General features: G+C 69.5%; 18 protein-coding genes. 11 read left to right on the plus strand and 7 right to left on the minus strand.

Annotated features, from left to right (window positions below; translation table 11 throughout):
- Nucleotides 1–89: 89 nt before the first annotated feature.
- From ACQCSZ_RS01735 to ACQCSZ_RS01755, 5 genes are all read right to left on the minus strand, one after another.
- Nucleotides 90–893: an amino acid ABC transporter ATP-binding protein gene (locus ACQCSZ_RS01735; RefSeq protein ID WP_427006428.1), complete on the minus strand. Its 804-nt coding sequence runs from the start codon at nt 891–893 to the stop codon at nt 90–92.
- Nucleotides 894–904: 11 nt separating this feature from the next.
- Complete coding sequence (locus ACQCSZ_RS01740; RefSeq protein ID WP_427006429.1) at nt 905–1,696, minus strand: amino acid ABC transporter permease; 792 nt, start codon at nt 1,694–1,696, stop codon at nt 905–907.
- Nucleotides 1,697–1,846: 150 nt separating this feature from the next.
- Complete coding sequence (locus tag ACQCSZ_RS01745; protein WP_427006430.1) at nt 1,847–2,650, minus strand: ABC transporter substrate-binding protein; 804 nt, start codon at nt 2,648–2,650, stop codon at nt 1,847–1,849.
- 163 nt (nt 2,651–2,813) lie between these two features.
- Nucleotides 2,814–4,157: an isochorismate synthase gene (locus ACQCSZ_RS01750; protein ID WP_427006431.1), complete on the minus strand. Its 1,344-nt coding sequence runs from the start codon at nt 4,155–4,157 to the stop codon at nt 2,814–2,816.
- Nucleotides 4,158–4,223: 66 nt separating this feature from the next.
- Complete coding sequence (locus tag ACQCSZ_RS01755; protein WP_427006432.1) at nt 4,224–5,042, minus strand: GntR family transcriptional regulator; 819 nt, start codon at nt 5,040–5,042, stop codon at nt 4,224–4,226.
- Nucleotides 5,043–5,169: 127 nt separating this feature from the next.
- Between ACQCSZ_RS01755 and ACQCSZ_RS01760 the strand changes: the two genes are divergently transcribed.
- From ACQCSZ_RS01760 to ACQCSZ_RS01785, 6 genes are all read left to right on the plus strand, one after another.
- Nucleotides 5,170–6,537, plus strand: coding sequence for an MFS transporter (locus tag ACQCSZ_RS01760; protein WP_427006433.1), 1,368 nt, complete (start codon nt 5,170–5,172; stop codon nt 6,535–6,537).
- Nucleotides 6,534–7,550 carry an L-idonate 5-dehydrogenase gene (locus ACQCSZ_RS01765; RefSeq protein ID WP_427006434.1) on the plus strand — a complete coding sequence of 339 codons (1,017 nt, stop codon included), beginning with the start codon at nt 6,534–6,536 and terminating at the stop codon, nt 7,548–7,550. Before ACQCSZ_RS01760 ends, ACQCSZ_RS01765 begins: the two co-directional genes overlap by 4 nt.
- 12 nt (nt 7,551–7,562) lie before the next feature.
- Complete coding sequence (locus ACQCSZ_RS01770; protein WP_427008465.1) at nt 7,563–8,348, plus strand: demethylmenaquinone methyltransferase; 786 nt, start codon at nt 7,563–7,565, stop codon at nt 8,346–8,348.
- Nucleotides 8,349–8,361: 13 nt separating this feature from the next.
- A complete protein-coding gene (locus ACQCSZ_RS01775) occupies nt 8,362–9,708 on the plus strand; it encodes a geranylgeranyl reductase family protein (RefSeq protein ID WP_427006435.1) in 1,347 nt (448 codons plus the stop codon).
- The gene (locus ACQCSZ_RS01780; RefSeq protein WP_427006436.1) at nt 9,705–10,805 is read left to right on the plus strand and encodes a polyprenyl synthetase family protein; all 1,101 of its coding nucleotides are present in this window, start codon (nt 9,705–9,707) and stop codon (nt 10,803–10,805) included. Before ACQCSZ_RS01775 ends, ACQCSZ_RS01780 begins: the two co-directional genes overlap by 4 nt.
- Before the next feature lie 208 nt (nt 10,806–11,013).
- Nucleotides 11,014–11,835, plus strand: coding sequence for an endonuclease domain-containing protein (locus tag ACQCSZ_RS01785; RefSeq protein ID WP_427006437.1), 822 nt, complete (start codon nt 11,014–11,016; stop codon nt 11,833–11,835).
- Between the two features lie 116 nt (nt 11,836–11,951).
- On the opposite strand, the gene ACQCSZ_RS01790 is transcribed toward ACQCSZ_RS01785, so the two are convergent.
- Nucleotides 11,952–12,380, minus strand: coding sequence for a hypothetical protein (locus ACQCSZ_RS01790; protein ID WP_427006438.1), 429 nt, complete (start codon nt 12,378–12,380; stop codon nt 11,952–11,954).
- Nucleotides 12,381–12,393: 13 nt separating this feature from the next.
- Nucleotides 12,394–13,065, minus strand: coding sequence for a trimeric intracellular cation channel family protein (locus tag ACQCSZ_RS01795; protein WP_427006439.1), 672 nt, complete (start codon nt 13,063–13,065; stop codon nt 12,394–12,396).
- 60 nt (nt 13,066–13,125) lie between these two features.
- On the opposite strand from ACQCSZ_RS01795, the gene ACQCSZ_RS01800 reads away from it, so the two are divergent.
- The 5 genes from ACQCSZ_RS01800 (at nt 13,126) to ACQCSZ_RS01820 (ending at nt 18,975) form a co-directional block, all read left to right on the plus strand.
- Nucleotides 13,126–13,881 carry a sirohydrochlorin chelatase gene (locus ACQCSZ_RS01800; protein ID WP_427006440.1) on the plus strand — a complete coding sequence of 252 codons (756 nt, stop codon included), beginning with the start codon at nt 13,126–13,128 and terminating at the stop codon, nt 13,879–13,881.
- A gap of 132 nt (nt 13,882–14,013) precedes the next feature.
- Nucleotides 14,014–15,750 carry a nitrite/sulfite reductase gene (locus ACQCSZ_RS01805; RefSeq protein ID WP_427006441.1) on the plus strand — a complete coding sequence of 579 codons (1,737 nt, stop codon included), beginning with the start codon at nt 14,014–14,016 and terminating at the stop codon, nt 15,748–15,750.
- Nucleotides 15,747–16,460 (plus strand): phosphoadenylyl-sulfate reductase, encoded by a 714-nt coding sequence (locus tag ACQCSZ_RS01810; RefSeq protein ID WP_427006442.1) that lies wholly within the window; start codon nt 15,747–15,749, stop codon nt 16,458–16,460. The genes ACQCSZ_RS01805 and ACQCSZ_RS01810 overlap by 4 nt, the downstream gene beginning before the upstream one ends.
- Nucleotides 16,457–17,527: a sulfate adenylyltransferase subunit CysD gene (gene cysD / locus ACQCSZ_RS01815; protein ID WP_427006443.1), complete on the plus strand. Its 1,071-nt coding sequence runs from the start codon at nt 16,457–16,459 to the stop codon at nt 17,525–17,527. The genes ACQCSZ_RS01810 and cysD overlap by 4 nt, the downstream gene beginning before the upstream one ends.
- The gene (locus ACQCSZ_RS01820) at nt 17,527–18,975 is read left to right on the plus strand and encodes a sulfate adenylyltransferase subunit 1 (protein ID WP_427006444.1); all 1,449 of its coding nucleotides are present in this window, start codon (nt 17,527–17,529) and stop codon (nt 18,973–18,975) included. Before cysD ends, ACQCSZ_RS01820 begins: the two co-directional genes overlap by 1 nt.
- Nucleotides 18,976–19,087 lie beyond the last annotated feature (112 nt).

Genomic DNA, 19,087 nt, shown 5'->3' on the forward strand with positions numbered 1-19,087 from the left:
GCGTCGCCAGGGCGGGCGGGGTGGGGGTGGGGTGCGTGTCGCGGGTGGGGGTGGGGTGCGCGTCGCCGGCAAGGTGGCCCGCCCGCCCCCTACTCCGTGATGTCGATGTGGGTCGGGTCCAGGACGCGCCTGAGGAATTCCTTGGTGCGGGACTGCGTGGGGGCGCTGATGACACGCTCGGCCACGCCTTCCTCCACCACCACGCCGCCGTCCATGAACACCACGCGGTCGGCGACCTCGCGGGCGAAGCCCATCTCGTGGGTCACCACCAGCATGGTCATGCCCTCCTTGGCCAGGTTCCGCATGACGGACAGGACATCGCCCACGGTCTCGGGATCCAATGCGGAGGTGGGCTCGTCGAAGAGCATCAGCTCCGGATCCATGCTCAGCGCGCGGGCAATCGCCACACGCTGCTGCTGGCCGCCGGAGAGCTGGTCCGGGAAACGGTCCGCCAGATGGCCGAGACCCACGCGTTCCAGGTTGGTGCGGGCCACCTTGTCGGCCTCGGGCTGCGCCCGCCGGAGCACCTTGGTCTGCGCGATGGTGCAGTTCTGCAGGGCGCTCAGGTGCGGGAACAGGTTGAACTGCTGGAACACCATGCCCACCTTGCGGCGCATCTTGTCGACGTCCACATCGAGGTGCGTGGCTTCGAAACCACCCACATGGATGGTTCCCTCGTTGGGCCGTTCCAGCAGGTTCACGCAGCGCAGCAGGGTGGACTTGCCGGAGCCGGACGGGCCGAGCAGGCAGACCACCTCACCCGGGGCGACGTCCAGGCTGATGCCCTTGAGGACCTCGATGGCGCCGTACGACTTGCGCAGGTCCTTGATGGAAACGCCGGCCGCGTGGACGGGCCCGGTGTGGTTGCGGGAGTGGATTACGACGTCGTTCATGACTGTCCTGCCTATCGCTTCGTCCGCGCTGAGCGGCTTTCGAACTTCCGGGCCAAGAGGCTCAGCGGGATGGTGATGACCAGGTAGAACGCGCCGGCCACCAGGAGCGGGGTGAGGCCCGCGCCGAGGCTGGAGATGCCGTCGCGGCCGAACTTGGTCAGCTCGTACTGCGCGGCTGTCAGGCCCAGCACATAGATCAGCGAGGAGTCCTTGGTCAGCAGGATGACCTCGTTCGTCAGCGGCGGCAGCACGATCCTGAATGCCTGCGGGATCACGATGGACACCATGGACCGCCACATGGGCATGCCCAGGGACCGGGCCGCTTCCATCTGGCCCTTCGGGACGGCCTGCAGGCCGGCCCGGAGGGTCTCGGCGATGTACGCGGAGGCCACCATGCCCAGGGACACCATCACCACAACGTTGACATCCCAGGACACGCCGAACGCCAGGGGCACGCCGTAGCCGAAGGCGATGAACACCAGCAGCGCCGGAACGCCGCGGAAGAACTCGATGTAGCCGGTGGCGATCCAGCGGTACAGCGGGAAGGTGGACAGCTTCATCAGGGCCAGCAGCAGGCCGCCGGACAGGCCCACGACGAACGCCAGCGCCGTATAGATAAGGGTGTTCTTCAGCCCCACCACGATGATGCCCGGGAACATGGGGCCGATCTTGGCGAAGTTGAAGACGTTGCTGCCGACGGTTTTCCAGTCCGTGGCGAGGATCAGCGCGGCCACGGCCACCACGAAGATTCCGGCTTGGATGTACAGGCTGATTTTGGCTCGCTGACGTGCGGTCATTGCCATGGGGTGCTCACATTCGTTTTGCGCAGTTGAGGCCCCGTCCGGTAGAACAGCCTGCTGGCAGCGGGCTGCCAGACAGATCGACGGGGCCTCAGCCGGGTGTCTCAGGGCTGCGGTGGCCTCAGGGCTGTGTTTCTCCCGGGCCGGATTTGGCTACTTGGTGGGTTCGCCGAACCAGGTGGTCGTGAACTTCTTCAGGGAGCCGTCGTCGGTGAGGCGCTTGAGCGTGGCGTTGACCTTGTCGGCCATGGCGGTGTTGCCCTTCTTGATCGCGATGCCGAGCTTCTCGCCGGTGGCGTAGTTTTCGACGCGCTTTATGGTGGGTTCGTCTTTGATGGCGTAGCCCAGGACGGACTGGTTGCCCAGGGCGGCATCGATGGTGCCGGCCTTGAGCGCCTGGACCAGGAGCCCGGAGTCCTCGAACTGCTGGGCGTCGATGCCCTTGTCCTTGGCGTACGCGGCGCCGGTGGTGGCCTGCTGGACGCCCACCTTCTTGCCCTTCGCGCCGTCGATGTTCGTGATGCCCGACGCCGCGGTGGCCACGAGCGTCAGGTCATCGTCCAGGTACGGGGAGGAGAAGTCCATGACCGACTTGCGGGTGTCCGTGATGGAGATCGAGGAGATCGAGACGTCGCACTGGGTCAGCGCGGTGCCGGTCTCGATCGCCTCGAAGGAGCTGTCCACCACGTTGAGGTCGGCCTTGACGTCCTTGGCAATTTCGGCGGCGATGTCCATGTCGAAGCCGACGTTCTTGCCGTCCTTCTGGAATTCGAAGGGCTCGTAGGGGATGTCCGAGCAGACCGTGAGTTTGCCGGCGTTGATGAGCTGCACGCCGCCCGCGGAGGAGGCCGCCGGGGTGGAGCTGCCGCCGCAGGCCGTGAGGGTGAGGGCGCCGACGGCGAGGATGGCGGCCGCCTTGGCGGCCAGCTTCGCCGGGGCGAGGGACTTGAGCTGCATGGTTTCTTACCTTTTGTTGCAGGGGCATACGTGACTTGGACGGCTTATAGTGTAACGCCGGACGCGAGAGGTACATCACAGAAAACTTAGTTTCACTATTGGATAACTAAAACCGGGGCCGGCACAAGCCCGAAGGCCGTTGCACTGTCTCCTATCCCGGACTCTAGCTGCTGATGCCCAAAGATTCGAGCATCGGGCGGAACTTGGCCCAGGTCTCGGCCAGCTCGGCCTCCGGAGCGGAACCCTCCACGATCCCGCAGCCGGCGTACAGCCGGACGGTCTGCGGGGATTCGATCACCGCGCCGCGCAGCGCGATGCCCCATTCGCCGTTGCCGGCCGCGTCCAGCCAGCCGACCGGGCCGGCGTAGGGCCCGCGGTCCAGGTGCTCGAGCCTGCGGATCAGGGCACCGGCCACCGTGGTGGGGGTGCCGCAGACCGCCGCGGTGGGGTGCAGGGCGTTGATCAGGGCCAGGCAGGTGGGCACGTGGCCCTCGACCTCGGCCAGCTCGGCCTTCACGTCCGAGGCCAGATGCCACACGTTAGGCAGCTCCAGGATGAAGGGTTCGTCGTGCGCATTCAGGGCCTCGGAGAAGGGGGCCAGCTGGGTGGTCAGGGACTGGATGGCGATGTCGTGTTCGTGCCGCTGCTTCTCGGACCCGGCCAGGACGCGTTCGGCGAACTCCAGCGGTGAGCCGTCCATGCCCTCGGCGTCGCGGCGGTCCAGGGTGCCGGCCAGCACGCGGGCCTGGGCGGTGCGCCCCTCCACCTGGATCAGCATCTCGGGGGTGGAGCCGACCAGTCCGTCCACCCCGTAGGTCCAGCACTCGCGGTAACGGACGGCCAGCTGGCGCAGGATTTCCGCGGTGTTCACGCCGGCCGGCACCGTGGCGACGATGTCGCGGGCCAGCACCAGTTTCTCCAGCGCCCCCGTGCGGATCTCGGCCACGCCCTCGGCCACGGCCGCCATCCAGTCCGCCTCGCTCAGCGAGCCGGTGTGCAGCGTTGCGCCGGCAGCCAGAGGCAGGGGGCGTACGACGGCGGTGGGGGAGCCGCCTGCGCCGCCGCCGCGCAGCCAGCCGTCCAGCGCCGCGAGGGCGCCCGCTTCGGTGAGTTCGCCGTCGTCGAACGTCAGCTGCGTGAGCCAGTAGTTGCCGTCGCGGAGCCCCACCACGATCTCGGGGACGATCAGCCGCGACTCGTGCGGGGAGGCCTTGGAGAAGGCGAAGGAGCCGAAGGCCACCGGGCCGGTGCCGGGGCACTGGACGGCGTCCACGCTGTCCGCCTCGAGGACCAGGTGCCGCCACCAGATGTCCGCCTCGAGGAAGCGCTCCGGGCCGGTGGCCGTGAACCGGGCGATCTCGCCGAAGCCCACCAGGCCGGCCTCGCGGCGGGTCCAGCACAGGACGTCGTCCCGGACCAGAAACGACGGCAGCCCCCCGGAAGCTGGGTCAGCTTCGAGGGGGACTGTCAGGGTCTTCAAAGTGCTGGTGCGGAACGGGCTCGTCATGATGGGACAACATTACTCCGGAGCGGGCGCGGACCCGTGTTTGGCCGTTCGGGTGCGGCCCTGGGATCAGACCCGCGCCGGACGGCCCGTGCGGCGCTCCGGTACGGCAGGGGCCGAGAACAGCTCCGGCCGCAATGCGCGCATGTTCGTGACGTCGTCCAGGATGAAGCGCAGGTGGCTGCGCAGGCAGTCCTCCGCGGCCGTGAGGTCGCCGGCCAGGACCGCCTCAAGGACCCGGCGGTGGTCGGCCGCGTACTCCGTGATGCCGCGGTAGCCGCTGAGTCCCAGGTACCGGGCCCGGTCCAGGTGCCCCTTGGCGTTGGAAACGGTGGCCCAGGCGGTTTCGTGGCCGGCGATGGACAGCAGGGCGCGGTGGAACTCCTCGTCCAGGGGGTAGAACTCCTCGCGGCTGGTGCACGCGTCCTGGCGGTCCAGGAGCCCGCGGAGCGCGGCGGTGGCTTCCGGCGTGATGTTGCGGGCACATTCGGCCAGCGAGGCCACCTCGATGGCCTCGCGGATGAACTGGGCCTGGGCCACGGTGTCGGCATCGATGTAGGTCACGTAGGTGCCGCTTTGCGGCCGGATCTCCACGAGCCCTTCCTGGGCGATGAGCAGCAGCGCCTCTCGGATCGGCTGGCGGCTGGTGCCCAGATGGTGCGCGAGCTCGTTTTCGGAGAGGAGGGTGCCCGGTGCGTCCTGGCCGGAGATGATGCGCTCGCGGATCCGCGCATACGCCATCATGCGTGCCGAGGCGCGGGGGGTGTTGTCGGAGGCGGCCATGCTTCCACAGTAGCCGGGCGGCGCGGTGCGGTCAGGCACCAGGCGGGCCGGGAGCAGGGCCCGGGCCGCGCCGCGCCCGCCCCGCCGCGGGGTGGCGCCAGTCACTTTGACATACTGGTATGGCAGTGCTTGAATGGCAGTTATGTTTCCAATGGTGGAGGCATGAAGACTCTGGCAGCATGCCCCATCATTGAAGATGCGCATTCAGCCGGCCCGTAGAACAGAGGGGTTCATGACGGCAACAATCCAGATCGGCGCCACCCAGCGCTCATCCAAAGACCTGATCAGAACAGCAGTATCCGGCTGGCTCGGCACGGCCATGGAATACATGGACTTCCAGCTCTATTCGCTGGCCGCAGCCATCATCTTCCCCAAAATCTTCTTCCCCAACTTCGACCCCGCAGTCGGCCTGCTGGTCGCCTTCATCACCTACGGCGTCGGCTTCCTGGCCCGCCCCGTGGGCGCCTGGTTCTTCGGACGCATGGGCGACCGTGTGGGCCGCAAGAAGGTCCTCGTCATCACCATCATGATGATGGGCGTGTCCACCATGCTCATCGGCTTCCTCCCCGGCTACGCCCAGATCGGGCTCGCAGCGCCGATCCTGCTGGTGGTCCTCCGCCTGGCGCAGGGCTTCGGCGCCGGCGCCGAACTCTCCGGCGCCTCCGTCATGCTGGCCGAGTACGCCCCGCCCAAGAAGCGCGGACTGATCGCCTCCTTCGTCTGCCTGGGCACCAACTCCGGCACCCTGCTGGCCTCCGGCCTGTGGGTCCTGCTGACCCTCCTGCCTGAGGAAGCCCTCATGAGCTGGGGCTGGCGCCTGCCGTTCATTGCCAGCATCGGCATCACCCTGTATGCCCTGTGGATGCGCCGCAACCTCAAGGAAAGCCCTGTTTTCGAGGCCACCCGTGAGCAGGACGCCGCAGCTGCCGCCGCCTCCGCCGCGACCTCCGGCACCGCCGTCGGGCACTCCGCCGCGCAGCCTGCCAAGGCCAAGCGCAAGGGCAAGGCGTTCTTCCTGGCCATGGCCCTGCGGATCGGCGAATCCGGCAACTCCGCCATGATCCAGACGTTCCTGATCGGCTACATCGTCACCGGCCTGCACATGGACAAGGGCGTGGGCACCTTCGCGCTGCTCATCGGCTCGATCATCGGGTTCGCCACCGTCCCGCTGGCCGGCTGGCTGTCCGACAAGTTCGGCCGCCGCAGCATGTACCGTGCGCTGTCCGGCTTCCAGATGATCTTCGCCATTCCCGCCATCCTGATGATGCAGTCCCGCGATCCGTTCCTGGTCTCGCTGGCCCTGATCATCGGCCTGTCCGTCTCGGTGCTCGGCATGTTCTCGGTCCAGTCGGCCTACGTGAACGAGCTCTTCGGCTCCCGCAACCGCTACACCCAGCTGGCCCTGGCCAAGGAAATCGGCGGCGTGCTCTCCGGCGGCCTCGCCCCCATCATCGCCGCAGGCCTCCTGGCCCTGTTCACCAACTCCTGGTGGCCGATTGCCGGCATGATGGTCCTCTACTCCGCGATCGCCTTCGTTGCCACCTTCCTCGCCCCCGAAACCAAGGGCCGCGACCTGACCCTCGTGGAGGACGCGGCATGAAAGCCGTCGTTGTCCACGCCGCCGGAGACCTGCGCCTGGAGGACCGGCCGGACCCGGACTGCCCGGCCGGCTCGGTGATCGTCGACATTGAATACGGCGGCATCTGCGGCTCGGACCTGCACTACGTCAGCCACGGCGCCTCGGGACTGAGCATCCTGGCCGATCCCATGGTCCTGGGCCACGAGGTCGCCGGCCGGATCTCCGTGCTCGGCGACGGCGTCGAGGGCTTCGCCGTCGGTGACGCCGTGACCGTCCACCCGGCCGTGTACTGCGGCGCCTGCGCGGACTGCCTGGCCGGGCGCACCAACCTGTGCCCGCGTGTCACCTACTACGGCAGCGCCGCGCACAGCCCGCACACGGACGGCGCGTTCGCCTCCCGCAAGGCCGTGCCGGCAAGCCAGCTCCGCCGGCTGCCCGACGGCGTGTCCACCCGCCGGGCCGCCGTCGCCGAGCCGCTCGCCGTCGCGATCCATGCCGTCAACCGGGCCGGCGGCCTGGCCGGCAAGGACGTGCTGGTGAACGGTGCGGGGCCCATCGGCGCCCTCGTGGTGGCCGCCGCCCGGCGCGCCGGCGCGGCGAGCGTCGTCGCGAGCGACCTGTCCGAAACCTCGCTGGCGATCGCCAAGCGCATGGGGGCCGACGACGTCGTGCTGGTGGGGTCGGGCGCGGCCCTGCCAGAGGTGGATGTGGCGTTCGAGGCCTCCGGCGCCGCCCGTGCGCTGGGCGGCGTACTCGCCGCCGTGCGCCGCGGCGGCACCGTGGTCCAGGTGGGCAACCTGCCGGCCGGTCCCGTGACCGCCGAGCTCGCGGCACTCGTGTTCCGTGAGATCGATTACCGCGGAACCTTCCGCTTCGCGGACGAGATGGACGACGCCCTCGCGTACCTGGCCGACGGCCTGGACGTGGAGCCGCTGCTCACCCACACCTTCGACGCCGCCGAGGTGGCCGAAGCGTTTGCCGTGGCCTCGGACCGGGGGACCGGCTCCTCGAAGGTCCTTCTCAAATTTGTCTGAGACAATGTCATGGTGAACCGAGCATCCTTGGATAAGCGTCCCGACGAAGTAGCCACCATGTTTGACGATGTGGCGCCCAAATACGACGTCGTGAATGATGTCCTGTCCCTGGGGCAGACGCGCCGCTGGCGCCGGATCGTGGTCGAGGCCATGGGCGTGAAACCCGGCCAGCGCGTGCTGGACCTCGCCGCCGGGACCGGCACCTCCAGCGAGCCGTACGCCGATGCCGGGATCAACGTGATCGCCTGCGATTTCTCCCTCGGCATGCTCAAGGTGGGCAAGCGCCGCCGCCCGGACCTCGACTTCATCGCCGGCGACGCCACCGCGCTGCCGTTCGCGGACAACACCTTCGACGCGGCCACCATCTCCTTCGGCCTGCGCAACGTCAACGAGCCGAAGACGGCCCTGGCCGAGATGCTGCGCGTCACCAAGCCCGGCGGCAAGCTGGTCATCGCCGAGTTCTCCCAGCCCGTGGTGCCGCTGTGGCGCACCATGTACACCGAGTACCTCATGCGCGCCCTGCCGGCCATCGCCGTGAAGGTCTCCTCCAACCCGGACGCCTACGTCTACCTGGCCGAGTCCATCCGCGCCTGGCCGGACCAGGACCACCTCGCCGCCTGGCTGCAGGAAGCCGGCTGGGAGGACGTCACCTACCGGAACCTCAGCGGCGGGATCGTGGCCGTGCACCGCGCCCGGAAGCCCCTCGAGTCAACGCCCGACGGCGGCGCTGCCGCCATTGCCGCCCACAGCGGCCCGGTCGCAAAGCTGCGCCGGAACATCACCCGGCCGGCGCGTTAGCCGAGCGCTGCCCGTGAATGTACTGATCGTCGGGGCGGGGCCCGCCGGGTCCACCGCCGCCTACTACCTCGCCCGGGCGGGCATTTCCGTGACCGTGCTCGAGAAGACCAGCTTCCCCCGCGAAAAGGTCTGCGGCGACGGCCTCACCCCGCGCGCCGTCCGCGAGATCCAGAAGCTCGGCCTGCCGCATCCCGAGGCCGGGGGCTGGCGCCGAAACAAGGGCCTGCGCCTGATCGCGGGCGGGCGCAGCATCGAACTGCCCTGGCCCGAGGTCTCCGACTTCCCGCAGTACGGGCTGATCCGGACCCGGCTCGGTTTCGACGAGGAACTCGCCCGGCACGCCCAGGCCGCGGGCGCCGTCGTGCTGGAGCGGCACAGCGTCACCGAGGCGCTGCGCTCCGGGGACGGCCGCGTGACCGGGGTCCGCGCCGCCCTCCTGGACGAATCCGGCCGCAAGACCGGCGAAACGCGCGACTTCGCCGCCGACGTCGTCCTGGCCGCGGACGGCAACTCTTCGCGCACGGCCGTGTCCCTGGGCCTGCAGAAGCGCGACGACCGGCCGCTCGGCGTCGCCGTGCGCACCTACTTCACCAGCCCGCGCCACGACGACGACTGGATGGAAGGCTGGCTCGAGCTTCCCGGCCGCGACGGCAAGCTGCTGCCCGGCTACGGCTGGGTGTTCGGCGTCGGCGACGGCACCTCGAACGTGGGCCTGGGCATCCTGAACTCCTCCAAGGAATTCGGCAAACTGGACTACAAGCAGGTGCTCCGCGAATGGACCGCCGGGATGCCCGCCGAGTGGGGTTTCACGCCGGAGAACCAGGTGGGCGAGATCCGCGGCGCCGCGCTGCCCATGGGCTTCAACCGCACCCCGCACTATTCGCCCGGGCTGCTGCTCCTCGGTGACGCCGGCGGCATGGTGTCCCCGTTCAACGGTGAGGGCATCTCCTACGCGATGGAATCCGCGCGGTTCGCGGCCGAGTTCATCATCGACGGCGCCGCCCGGTCCGCCGCCGCAGGCTGGACCAAGGCCGACGCCGACGCCCACCTCGCCCGGTACGCGGACCATGTCCGGGACCAGTGGGGCTCGCACTTCACCCTGGGCCGGGCCTTCGCCGCGCTGATCGGCAAACCGGCCGTCATGAAGCTCGCGCTCCGGACGGGCATGCCCATTCCTGTGCTGATGCGGTTCGTGGTGCGGCTGCTGGCCAACCTCACCGATCCTGCGGCCAAGGGCTTCGAGGACCGCGCCATCCGGGTCCTGGAATCACTGGTGCCCGCCACGTCCAACAGCTCCGGCCCCGCGCACTCCGGCGCCGACTCCGCGGTTTCCGCAACAAAAGTTAGGGTTAACCCGTGACCAACTCTCCAGACCGCAGCTGGACGCACGCCGGGCACGGCCTGCCGAGCTCCGAGCCCGACCTCAACACCACCGCCATCGCCACCGGCCTGCAGCTCCCGGCCGGCTTCGCAGCCATCGCCGGGGACCCGGAACTGGGCCCCGCGCTGACCACCAACCTGGCCCGCGTGGAGAAGAAGCTCCGCGAAGCGATCGCCAACTCGGACCCGCTGGCCGACGCCACGTCCCGGCACCTGGTGGAAGCCGGCGGCAAGCGGATCCGCCCCCTGCTCACCCTGCTGTGCGCCCACCTCGGCGACGCCTCCCGGCCCGCGGTGGTGCAGGCCGCCGTCGTGATGGAACTGACGCACCTGGCCACGCTGTACCACGACGACGTGATGGACTCGGCTCCGCTCCGCCGCGGCGCCCCCACCGCCCACGAGGTCTGGGGCAACTCCGTGGCCGTCCTCACCGGCGACCTGATCTTCGCCCGGGCCTCCATCCTGGTCTCGGAACTCGGGTCCCGCGCGCTCGGCATCCAGGCCCGCACCTTCGAGCGGCTGTGCCTGGGCCAGCTGCACGAGACGGTGGGCCCCCGCCCGGACGAGGATCCGCTGGCGCACTACCTCTCCGTCATCGCGGACAAGACCGGCTCGCTCGTGGCGGCCTCGGGGCAGCTCGGCGCGATCTTCGCCGGCGCCGACGAGTCCTACGAACCGCTGCTGGTCGAGTACGGCGAGAAGGTGGGCGTGGCGTTCCAGCTGGCCGACGACGTCATCGACGTCACCGGCATCAAGGTCAAGTCCGGCAAGTCCCCGGGCACCGACCTGCGCGAAGGCGTGCCCACCCTGCCGGTCCTGCTGCTGCGCAAGGCCGCCGCGGACGGTGACCGCTCCGCCGTCGAGCTCCTGCAGCTGATCGACGGCGACCTGTCCTCGGACGAGGCCCTCGCGGCCGCCGTCGCCGGGCTCCGCGAACACCCCGTCACCGCGGAATCCTGGGTGGTCGCGCGCGCCTGGGCCGACGAGGCCATCGCCGCCCTGGCCCCGCTGCCCGAGGGCGTGGTGAAGGCGTCGCTGACCAGCTTCGCGCTGGCCGTGGTGGACCGCAGCAGCTAGTTTTTCCCGGCCGGGGTTGGACCGGCGCCGTCCGCGTTCGGCTCGGCGGAATTTCCCCATGTCTCGCCGCGCCGTGCCGCATACGACGGCGGGTTCCCGGCGACACGCCGTCGGGTACCGCCAAAAGTGGGGAATCCTCGCACCGGAATTGTCCACATGGGCGAACTGGCGGCTCCCTGGACGGGTCTGCAGCCGGTCTGCTGGACGTATGGACCTCACCACATACTTGAAATACGCCGGCTCCGTCGCGCGGACAGCCACGCTGGTGCAGGCCGGATTCACCGAACGGACCATCCGGAACTCGCTGGCTGCCAGGGACATCGCGCGTCTGCGCCACGGAGTCGTCGCGCTGCGGGGAGCGGCGCCGGACCTGGTGGGCGCCGTGCTGGCCAACGGGCTGCTGTCGTGTGCCTCGGCGGCACCCCATCATGGGCTCTGGAGGCTCCACGATCCGGAGCGGCTGCACCTCCTATGCCGGCACGGTTCTGCGGCCGGCGTTGTCATCCATCGCGGAAGCGTCGTCCCGCAGGAGTTTCCGCGCCCGGTGGCAGGGCTGACCGACACCCTGTTGCACGCCTTGCGCTGCCTGCCCGCCGTCGATGCCGCCGTCATGGTGGAAAGCGCCGTGCTGCAGGGGCGCACCACCCTTGACTACCTCAGGCGACATCTTCCGGCCAACCGCAACGGCGCTGCGCGGAAGGTGCTGGACCTTGTGGACGGCACGGCGGACTCGGCGATCGAAATCGTGGCGAGGCTGCTGTTCCGGGGCGAGGGGATCTACACGCAGACCCAGGTGGAGTTGCCGGGGATCGGGATCGTTGACTTCCTGCTCGAAGGATTCCTCATCATCGAGATCGACGGAAGCAGCCATCTGGAGGCCCGACAGGTCAAAAAGGACCGGGGGAGGAACAATGCCAGCGCCCTGGCGGGCTATGCCGTGCTCCGGTACGGGTACCAGGACGTGGTGTACAAGCAGCAGAAGGTCCTCGACGAGGTCCGGCAGGTGCTGCGCGGCAGGGTCGTGCGCTGAAATTCCCCGGGTTTGGCTTCGCAGCCCCGGAAGTCCGCGGCGATTCCGGGCAACACGCCGGACCGGCCCTCCGAACCTGGGGAGAATCCGCGCCGGACGCCGCCAGGCGCGGAGGCCTAGTCCTCGTCGTCGTCGTTGAAGGCCCACTCGAACATGTCGAAGACGAACTCGGAGAAGGTTCCTTCTTCGCTCTTCCACTGGCCGCGGGCGTTGTTGCGGCGCCACACGATCGGGTCCGGGACGCCGAGGTCGCCCACCCGGAAGCCCCAGGTGAACTGTTCCTCCTCGTCCTCGAGGAACATCAGGAAGCCTTCGTCATCGACCTCGAGCTCTTCGGGGTCCCAGAAGTAGTGGTAGGCCTCCATGAGGTCCTCGCAGCCGCCCACCGCCTGGTAAAACTCCCGCAGGACCAGCGGCACCTGGAACTGGTGCTCCGCGAGGGCCTTCTCGAGGTCCTCGGCCGGCAGGCCATCCTCTTCCTGCCATTCGTCTTCGAGATACTTCGGGACAAGCGCGCGGAATTTCTCGAGGAACATGTCAGTCATGCACTTATCCTAGCTAATCCCGGGGGCCGTTATCCGCCGGGTCCAGGCCGAGGCGGTGCCAGCCGCGGACGGCCAGCGGGGCGTGCCAGTGGCGTCGCCAGGCCGTGACACGGAAGGCGAAGACGACGGCGGCCACCGCACCCGCGGTCACCACGTTGAAGCTCCCCGTAATGGAGAGCAACACCGTCAGCGCGGCCCCCGCGAAGGCGGGCAGGGCGTAGATGTCCTTGGGGTCGAAGAGCTGGGGTACCTCATTGGCGGTGATGTCCCGCAGCAGCCCGCCGCCCACCGCCGTCGTGACCCCCAGGAGGACGGCCGGCACGGGGTGCATCCCGGCACCGAGCGCCTTCAGCGTCCCGGTGATGCAGAACAGGGCCAGGCCGCCGGCGTCGAACAGGACCAGCAGCGAGGTGACGCGCTCGACGCTGGAGAACAGGAAGTACACCAGCACCGCGGCCAGGAGCGGGGGCGCAAGGTAGGCGGGGTTTGTGAAGGCGGCGGGCGGGCCGGCGTTGATGATGATGTCCCTGATGACGCCGCCGCCCAGGCCCACCACCGAGGCCAGCAGCAGGGAACCGACGATGTCGAACTGCCTCCGTGCCGCGAGCAGCGAACCCGAGACCGCGAAGAAGAACACGCCGGCCAGGTCCAGCCAGACCAGGGCGATGCTGAAGGAGAAGGTCATGGGGCGTCCCGGTCGGTAGCAGGGGGCGGATGGGGCGGCTCCAAGGTTACGCTAGCGGCTATGAATAGCCCCATCCTGATCGCCTGCGCCCACGGCACCTCCAGCACGGCCGGCGCGGCGGAGGTCAACGCCCTCCGGGCCGGCATCGCGGCCCTGCGCCCCGGGCTCGACGTCCGCGAGGCCTACGTGGACGTCCAGGATCCCGCGCTGCCGGCTGTGGTGGCGGGCCTGCCGGCGGTGGAGGCCGCCGTCGTGGTGCCGCTGCTGCTGAGCGTGGGCTACCACGTCAAGGTCGACATCGCCCGGGCGGTCAAAAGCCGGCCGGACACCCTCGCCGCCGCCCCGCTCGGGCCGGACCCGCGGCTGGCGGCCCTGCTGGATGCGCGCCTGCGGGAGGCCGGCGTGACGGACAACGACGCCGTGGTCCTCGCCGCCGCCGGTTCCTCCAATCCCGCCGCCGCGAAGAATGTCGAGGAACTCGCCGGCCAGCTGCGGGCGCTGCGGCCCAACCGGATCGTGGCCGGCTACGGCGCCTCGGCCAAACCGTCCGTGCCCGAGGCCGTGGCCGCGCTGCGCGAAGAGGCGGCGCTTCGCGGCGAGGCCGCCGGCGGCGCCGGCGAGTCGACGGGACGGGAGACGGGCTCAGTCCGGGTGGTCATCGCGTCCTACCTGCTGGCGCCGGGCTTCTTCCACGACCAGCTGGCCAAGGCCGGGGCGGACCTGGTCACGGCGCCGCTGCTGCCCTCGCCGGTGCTCGCCGCGATCGCCCTGGAACGGTACGACGCCGCCCTCGCGGCGCGGGCCCCAAGGGAGTAAATTCAAGCCCCGCCATGCACGCGTGCCCCCGTTATTCAAGGCTTCCGGGCGGTTCGTGACGAAATATTTCCCTAGGTGACTTCCCGTTTCAGGCCCTTTGTGACGGCATTACGGGCCGCCTACAGTCGATCCATGACTGATACAGCTCTAGCCGGAGCGTCCCCGGACCAGGCTGCCCCCGCCCGCGCCAAACGCCCCGCCTCAAAGCCGCACGGGCAGTGGAAAGTGGACGGCACCGCGCCGCTGAACGCCAACGAAACCTGGAAACAGGAGGACAACGGCCTCAACGTCCGCGAGCGCATCGAGTCCGTTTACGCCAAGCACGGCTTCGACTCCATCGACGGCACGGACCTGCACGGCCGCTTCCGCTGGTGGGGCCTGTACACCCAGCGCAAGCCCGGGATCGACGGCGGCAAGACCGCCACGCTCGAACCGCACGAGCTCGAAGACAAGTACTTCATGCTGCGCGTGCGGATCGACGGCGGCGCGCTCAGCACCGAACAGCTGCGCGTCATCGGCCAGATCTCCGTGGACTTCGCCCGCGACTCGGCCGACCTCACCGACCGCCAGAACATCCAGCTGCACTGGATCCGGGTGGAGGACATGCCGGAAATCTGGCGCCGGCTCGAGTCCGTGGACCTGTCCACCACCGAGGCCTGCGGCGACGTTCCCCGCGTCATCCTGGGCTCCCCGGTGGCCGGCATCGCCAGGGACGAGATCATCGACCCCACGCCGCTGATCCAGGAACTCGCCGAACGCTTCATCGGCGACCCCGAACTGGCCAACCTGCCGCGCAAATTCAAGACCGCCATCACCGGCCACCCCAGCCAGGACGTCGTCCACGAGATCAACGACATCGGCCTGGTGGGCATGGTCCACCCCGAACTCGGGGCCGGCTACGACCTCTGGGTGGGCGGCGCGCTCTCCACCAACCCCATGCTGGGCAAACGCCTCGGCGCGTTCGTCAAGCCGGACCAGGCCGCCGACGTCTGGCTCGGCGTGACCAGCATCTTCCGCGACTACGGCTACCGGCGGATGCGCACCAAGGCCCGCCTGAAGTTCCTGCTGGCCGACTGGGGAACCGAGAAGTTCCGCCAGGTCCTCGAGGACGAATACCTCGGTTACAAGCTCAGCGACGGCCCCGCGGCACCCAAGCCCTCCGCGCCGGGCGACCACATCGGCGTCCACGAACAGAAGGACGGCAGGTTCTTCATCGGCGCCACCCCGCTGGCCGGCCGCCTCTCCGGCAGCCAGCTGGTCAGGCTCGCGGACACCCTCGAGGCCCGCGGCTCCCGGCGGCTGCGCACCACCCCGCACCAGAAGATCGTGGTCCTCGACGTGCCCAAGGATGAGGTGGAGCCGCTCGTGGCCGAGCTCGACGCGCTGGGCCTGTCCGCCCGCCCGTCCGTGTTCCGGCGCGGCACCATCGCCTGCACCGGCATCGAATACTGCAAGCTGGCCATCGTCGAAACCAAGGTCACCGCCGCCACCGCCGTCGCCGAACTGGAACGCCGCCTGGCCGACCTCGTCGACAGCAAGCAGCTGCCGCAGGCACTGTCCCTGCACATCAACGGCTGCCCCAACTCCTGCGCCCGCATCCAGACGGCGGACATCGGACTCAAGGGCATGATGCTTCCCACGCCCGACGGCGACCCCACCCCCGGCTTCCAGGTCCACCTGGGCGGCGGGCTGGCGTCCGTCGACCGCGAGGAAGCAGGCCTTGGCCGCACCGTCCGCGGCCTCAAGGTCACCGCCGGGGAACTGCCCGACTACGTCGAACGGGTGGTCCGCAAGTTCGTGGCCGACCACGCCGAAGGCCAGACCTTCGCCGAATGGGCCTTCGCCGCCGATGAGGGGGACCTCCAGTGAGCGTTTCATCCCTCCGCCCCCACGACGAGCTCAAGGCCCTCGCCGAGGCCGGCGCCGCCGAGCTCGGCTGGGATGCCCCGGCCCGGGATGTCATCGCCTGGGTGGCGCGGAACTTCCAGCTGCCGGCCGTCGCCGTCGCCTGCTCCATGGCCGACGCCGTGCTCCCGGCGCTCGTCGCGGACGAGCTGCCCGGCGTCGACGTCCTGTTCCTGGAGACCGGCTACCACTTCCCGGAAACCTACGCCACGCGGGACGAGGTCGCCGCGAACCTCCGCGTGAACGTCGTGGACGTGCTGCCGGAGAACACGGTGGAACAGCAGGACCGGCTCCTGGGCAAGGACCTCTTCGCCCGCGACGCCGCCCAGTGTTGCGCGCTGCGCAAGGTGGCGCCGCTGCGCCGCACCCTCGCCGGCTACGAACTCTGGTTCACCGGAGTCCGCCGCGACGAGGCCCCCACCCGCACCAACACCCCGCTGGTCAGCTGGGACGAAACCAACGGCCTCGTCAAGGTCAACCCCCTGGCGGCCTGGAGCTTCGACCAGCTGGTGCAGTACTCCGACGACAACCTCCTTCCCGTCAACCCGCTGCTATCCCAGGGCTACCCGTCCATTGGCTGCCAGCCCTGCACCCGGAAGGTGGCGCCCGGGGACGACCCCCGCGCCGGCCGCTGGGCAGGAACCGACAAGACAGAATGCGGACTACACGTATGAGCACCCAAATCACCAACGAGGACCTGGAGCTGTCTGTGCTGGACAACGACGCTGCTGAGACGCCGATTGCCGCCCAGGGAGTGGCATCGGGCCTGTCGGAGCCGCGCGCTGGGCTGATCGAAGATCAGCCGCGCGGCGCAGGGGCGGGGGCGGCAATCGGCGTCTCAGAGCCGGCCCGCCTCTCCAGCCTGGACACCCTCGAGTCCGAAGCGATCCACATCATCCGCGAAGTCGTCGCCGAGTTCGAGAAGCCGGCGCTGCTGTTCTCCGGTGGCAAGGACTCCGTGGTGATGCTGCACCTGGCCACGAAGGCCTTCTGGCCGGGCAAGGTGCCGTTCCCGGTGCTGCACGTGGATACCGGCCACAACTTCCCGGAGGTCCTCGAGTTCCGCGACCGCACGGTGGAGCGGCTGGGACTCAAGCTCGTCGTCGGCTCCGTCCAGGAGTTCATCGACCGCGGCGAGCTCGCCGAGCGCGCCGACGGCACCCGCAACCCGCTGCAGACCGTCCCGCTGCTGGACGCGATCGAGCGCAACAAGTTCGACGCCGTGTTCGGCGGCGGCCGCCGCGACGAGGACAAGGCCCGCGCCAAGGAGCGCATCCTGAGCCTGCGCGACGAGTTCGGCCAGTGGGACCCGCGCAACCAGCGGCCCGAGCTGTGGAACCTGTACAACGGCCGGCACACCGTGGGCCAGCACGTCCGGGCGTTCCCGATCAGCAACTGGACCGAGCTGGACGTGTGGCGCTACATCGAGCGCGAAGGCATCGACCTGCCGGGCCTGTACTACGCCCACGACCGCGAGGTCTTTGCCCGCGACGGCATGTGGCGCGCTGTCGGCGAGGTCTCCCAGCCGCGCGAGCACGAGGACGTCATCACCAAGACCGTCCGCTACCGCACCGTGGGGGACATGTCCTGCACCGGCGCCGTCGAATCCGGCGCCGCCACCGTGCGCGACGTCGTCATTGAAGTTGCCGCGTCCACCATCACCGAACGTGGGGCCACCCGGGCAGATGACCGCATCTCCGAGGCCGCCATGGAAGACCGCAAGAAGGACGGCTATTTCTAATGAGCACCGAAATTGATACAGCCCGCGCCGCGGCACTACTTGACGAGGCCCCGCTGACGAACGCAACGCTGTTCCGCTTCGCCACCGCCGGCTCGGTCGACGACGGCAAGTCCACCCTCGTGGGCCGGCTCCTGCATGACTCCAAGGCGATCCTCGCCGACCAGCTCGACGCCGTCGCCCGCACCTCCGCGGACCGCGGCTTCGGCGGGTCCGGGGCTACCGGCACCCAGGCGATTGACCTGGCGCTGCTGACCGACGGCCTGCGCGCCGAGCGGGAGCAGGGCATCACCATCGACGTCGCCTACCGCTACTTCGCCACCGACCGGCGCAGCTTCATCCTCGCGGACTGCCCCGGCCACGTGCAGTACACCAAGAACACGGTGACCGGCGCGTCCACCGCGGACGCCGTCGTCGTGCTCATCGACGCCCGCAAGGGTGTCCTGGAACAGACCCGCCGGCACCTGTCCGTGCTGAAGCTGCTCCGCGTGGCGCACGTGATCGTGGCCGTGAACAAGATCGACCTCGTGGACTTCAGCGAGGCCGTGTTCCGCGGGATCGAGGCGGACGTCCGGAAGGTCGGCCGCGAGCTCGGGCTGCGCCTGCCGGAAACCGGCGGGGACGGCGTCACCGATCTGCTGGTCATCCCGGTCTCGGCGCTCGACGGCGACAACGTCGTGGACCGCTCCGCCCGCACCCCCTGGTACGGCGGCCCGGCCCTGCTCGAGGTCCTCGAATCGCTGCCGGCCGCGGACGAACTCGAAAGCGACCTGGAGAGCTTCCGCTTCCCGGTGCAGCTCGTCATCCGGCCGCAGGGCGCGCTGGCTCCGGACGCCGTCGCCGGCGGACTCGACGCCGAGGCATACCGCGACTACCGCGCCTACGCCGGCCAGATCACCGAAGGCTCGGTCAAGGTGGGGGACAGCGTGAGCGTCCTGACGCCCGGCCAGGACCCGCGCACCACCACCGTGACCGGGATCGATTTCGCCGGCGCCGAGCTCAGCGAGGCCGTGGCCCCGCATTCCGTGGCGCTGCGCCTGGCCGATGAATTCGACGTCGCCCGCGGTGACACGATCGCCGCGGCCGGGACCATTCGGGAGGCCTCGGCGGACCTGTACGCGGCGCTGTGCTGGCTCTCCCCCAAACCGCTCCGCGAGGGCGCCAAGGTCCTCGTCAAGCACGGGACCCGCACGGTACAGGCCATGGTGCGGAACGTGACCGGCAAGCTGGACCTCGCCAGCTTCCGGCTGGAGCCGACCACCACGCTGGAGCTCAACGACATCGGCAACGCCCAGCTGCGGCTCGCGGCCCCGCTGCCGCTGGAGAACTACCTGCACCACCGCCGCACCGGGGCGTTCCTCGTGATCGACCCGCTGGACGGGAACACCCTGGCCGCGGGCCTGGTCAGCGACCACCCGGGGGACCACGAGGACGAGCGCTACTCGATCTAGGTCCCAGCTGGAACTGCCCTGCGGGGTCGCCGGACACGTGCCGGGGTCGCCGTAGACTTGCGGCGACCCCGCGCGTTTCCGGCGACCCCGCTGTTTCTGGCGACCCCGCGCG

The organism is Pseudarthrobacter sp. H2, assembly GCF_050157045.1.
Taxonomy (GTDB): Bacteria; Actinomycetota; Actinomycetes; order Actinomycetales; family Micrococcaceae; genus Arthrobacter.

Excerpts from the sequence above, each read along its gene's own strand:
- ACQCSZ_RS01735 (WP_427006428.1), bottom strand. The coding sequence starts at position 893 with ATGAACGACGTCGTAATCCACTCCCGCAACCACACCGGGCCCGTCCAC.
- ACQCSZ_RS01740 (WP_427006429.1), bottom strand. The coding sequence starts at position 1,696 with ATGGCAATGACCGCACGTCAGCGAGCCAAAATCAGCCTGTACATCCAA.
- ACQCSZ_RS01745 (WP_427006430.1), bottom strand. The coding sequence starts at position 2,650 with ATGCAGCTCAAGTCCCTCGCCCCGGCGAAGCTGGCCGCCAAGGCGGCC.
- ACQCSZ_RS01750 (WP_427006431.1), bottom strand. The coding sequence starts at position 4,157 with ATGACGAGCCCGTTCCGCACCAGCACTTTGAAGACCCTGACAGTCCCC.
- ACQCSZ_RS01760 (WP_427006433.1), top strand. The coding sequence starts at position 5,170 with ATGACGGCAACAATCCAGATCGGCGCCACCCAGCGCTCATCCAAAGAC.
- ACQCSZ_RS01765 (WP_427006434.1), top strand. The coding sequence starts at position 6,534 with ATGAAAGCCGTCGTTGTCCACGCCGCCGGAGACCTGCGCCTGGAGGAC.
- ACQCSZ_RS01785 (WP_427006437.1), top strand. The coding sequence starts at position 11,014 with ATGGACCTCACCACATACTTGAAATACGCCGGCTCCGTCGCGCGGACA.
- ACQCSZ_RS01790 (WP_427006438.1), bottom strand. The coding sequence starts at position 12,380 with ATGACTGACATGTTCCTCGAGAAATTCCGCGCGCTTGTCCCGAAGTAT.
- ACQCSZ_RS01795 (WP_427006439.1), bottom strand. The coding sequence starts at position 13,065 with ATGACCTTCTCCTTCAGCATCGCCCTGGTCTGGCTGGACCTGGCCGGC.
- ACQCSZ_RS01800 (WP_427006440.1), top strand. The coding sequence starts at position 13,126 with ATGAATAGCCCCATCCTGATCGCCTGCGCCCACGGCACCTCCAGCACG.
- ACQCSZ_RS01805 (WP_427006441.1), top strand. The coding sequence starts at position 14,014 with ATGACTGATACAGCTCTAGCCGGAGCGTCCCCGGACCAGGCTGCCCCC.
- cysD (WP_427006443.1), top strand. The coding sequence starts at position 16,457 with ATGAGCACCCAAATCACCAACGAGGACCTGGAGCTGTCTGTGCTGGAC.
- ACQCSZ_RS01820 (WP_427006444.1), top strand. The coding sequence starts at position 17,527 with ATGAGCACCGAAATTGATACAGCCCGCGCCGCGGCACTACTTGACGAG.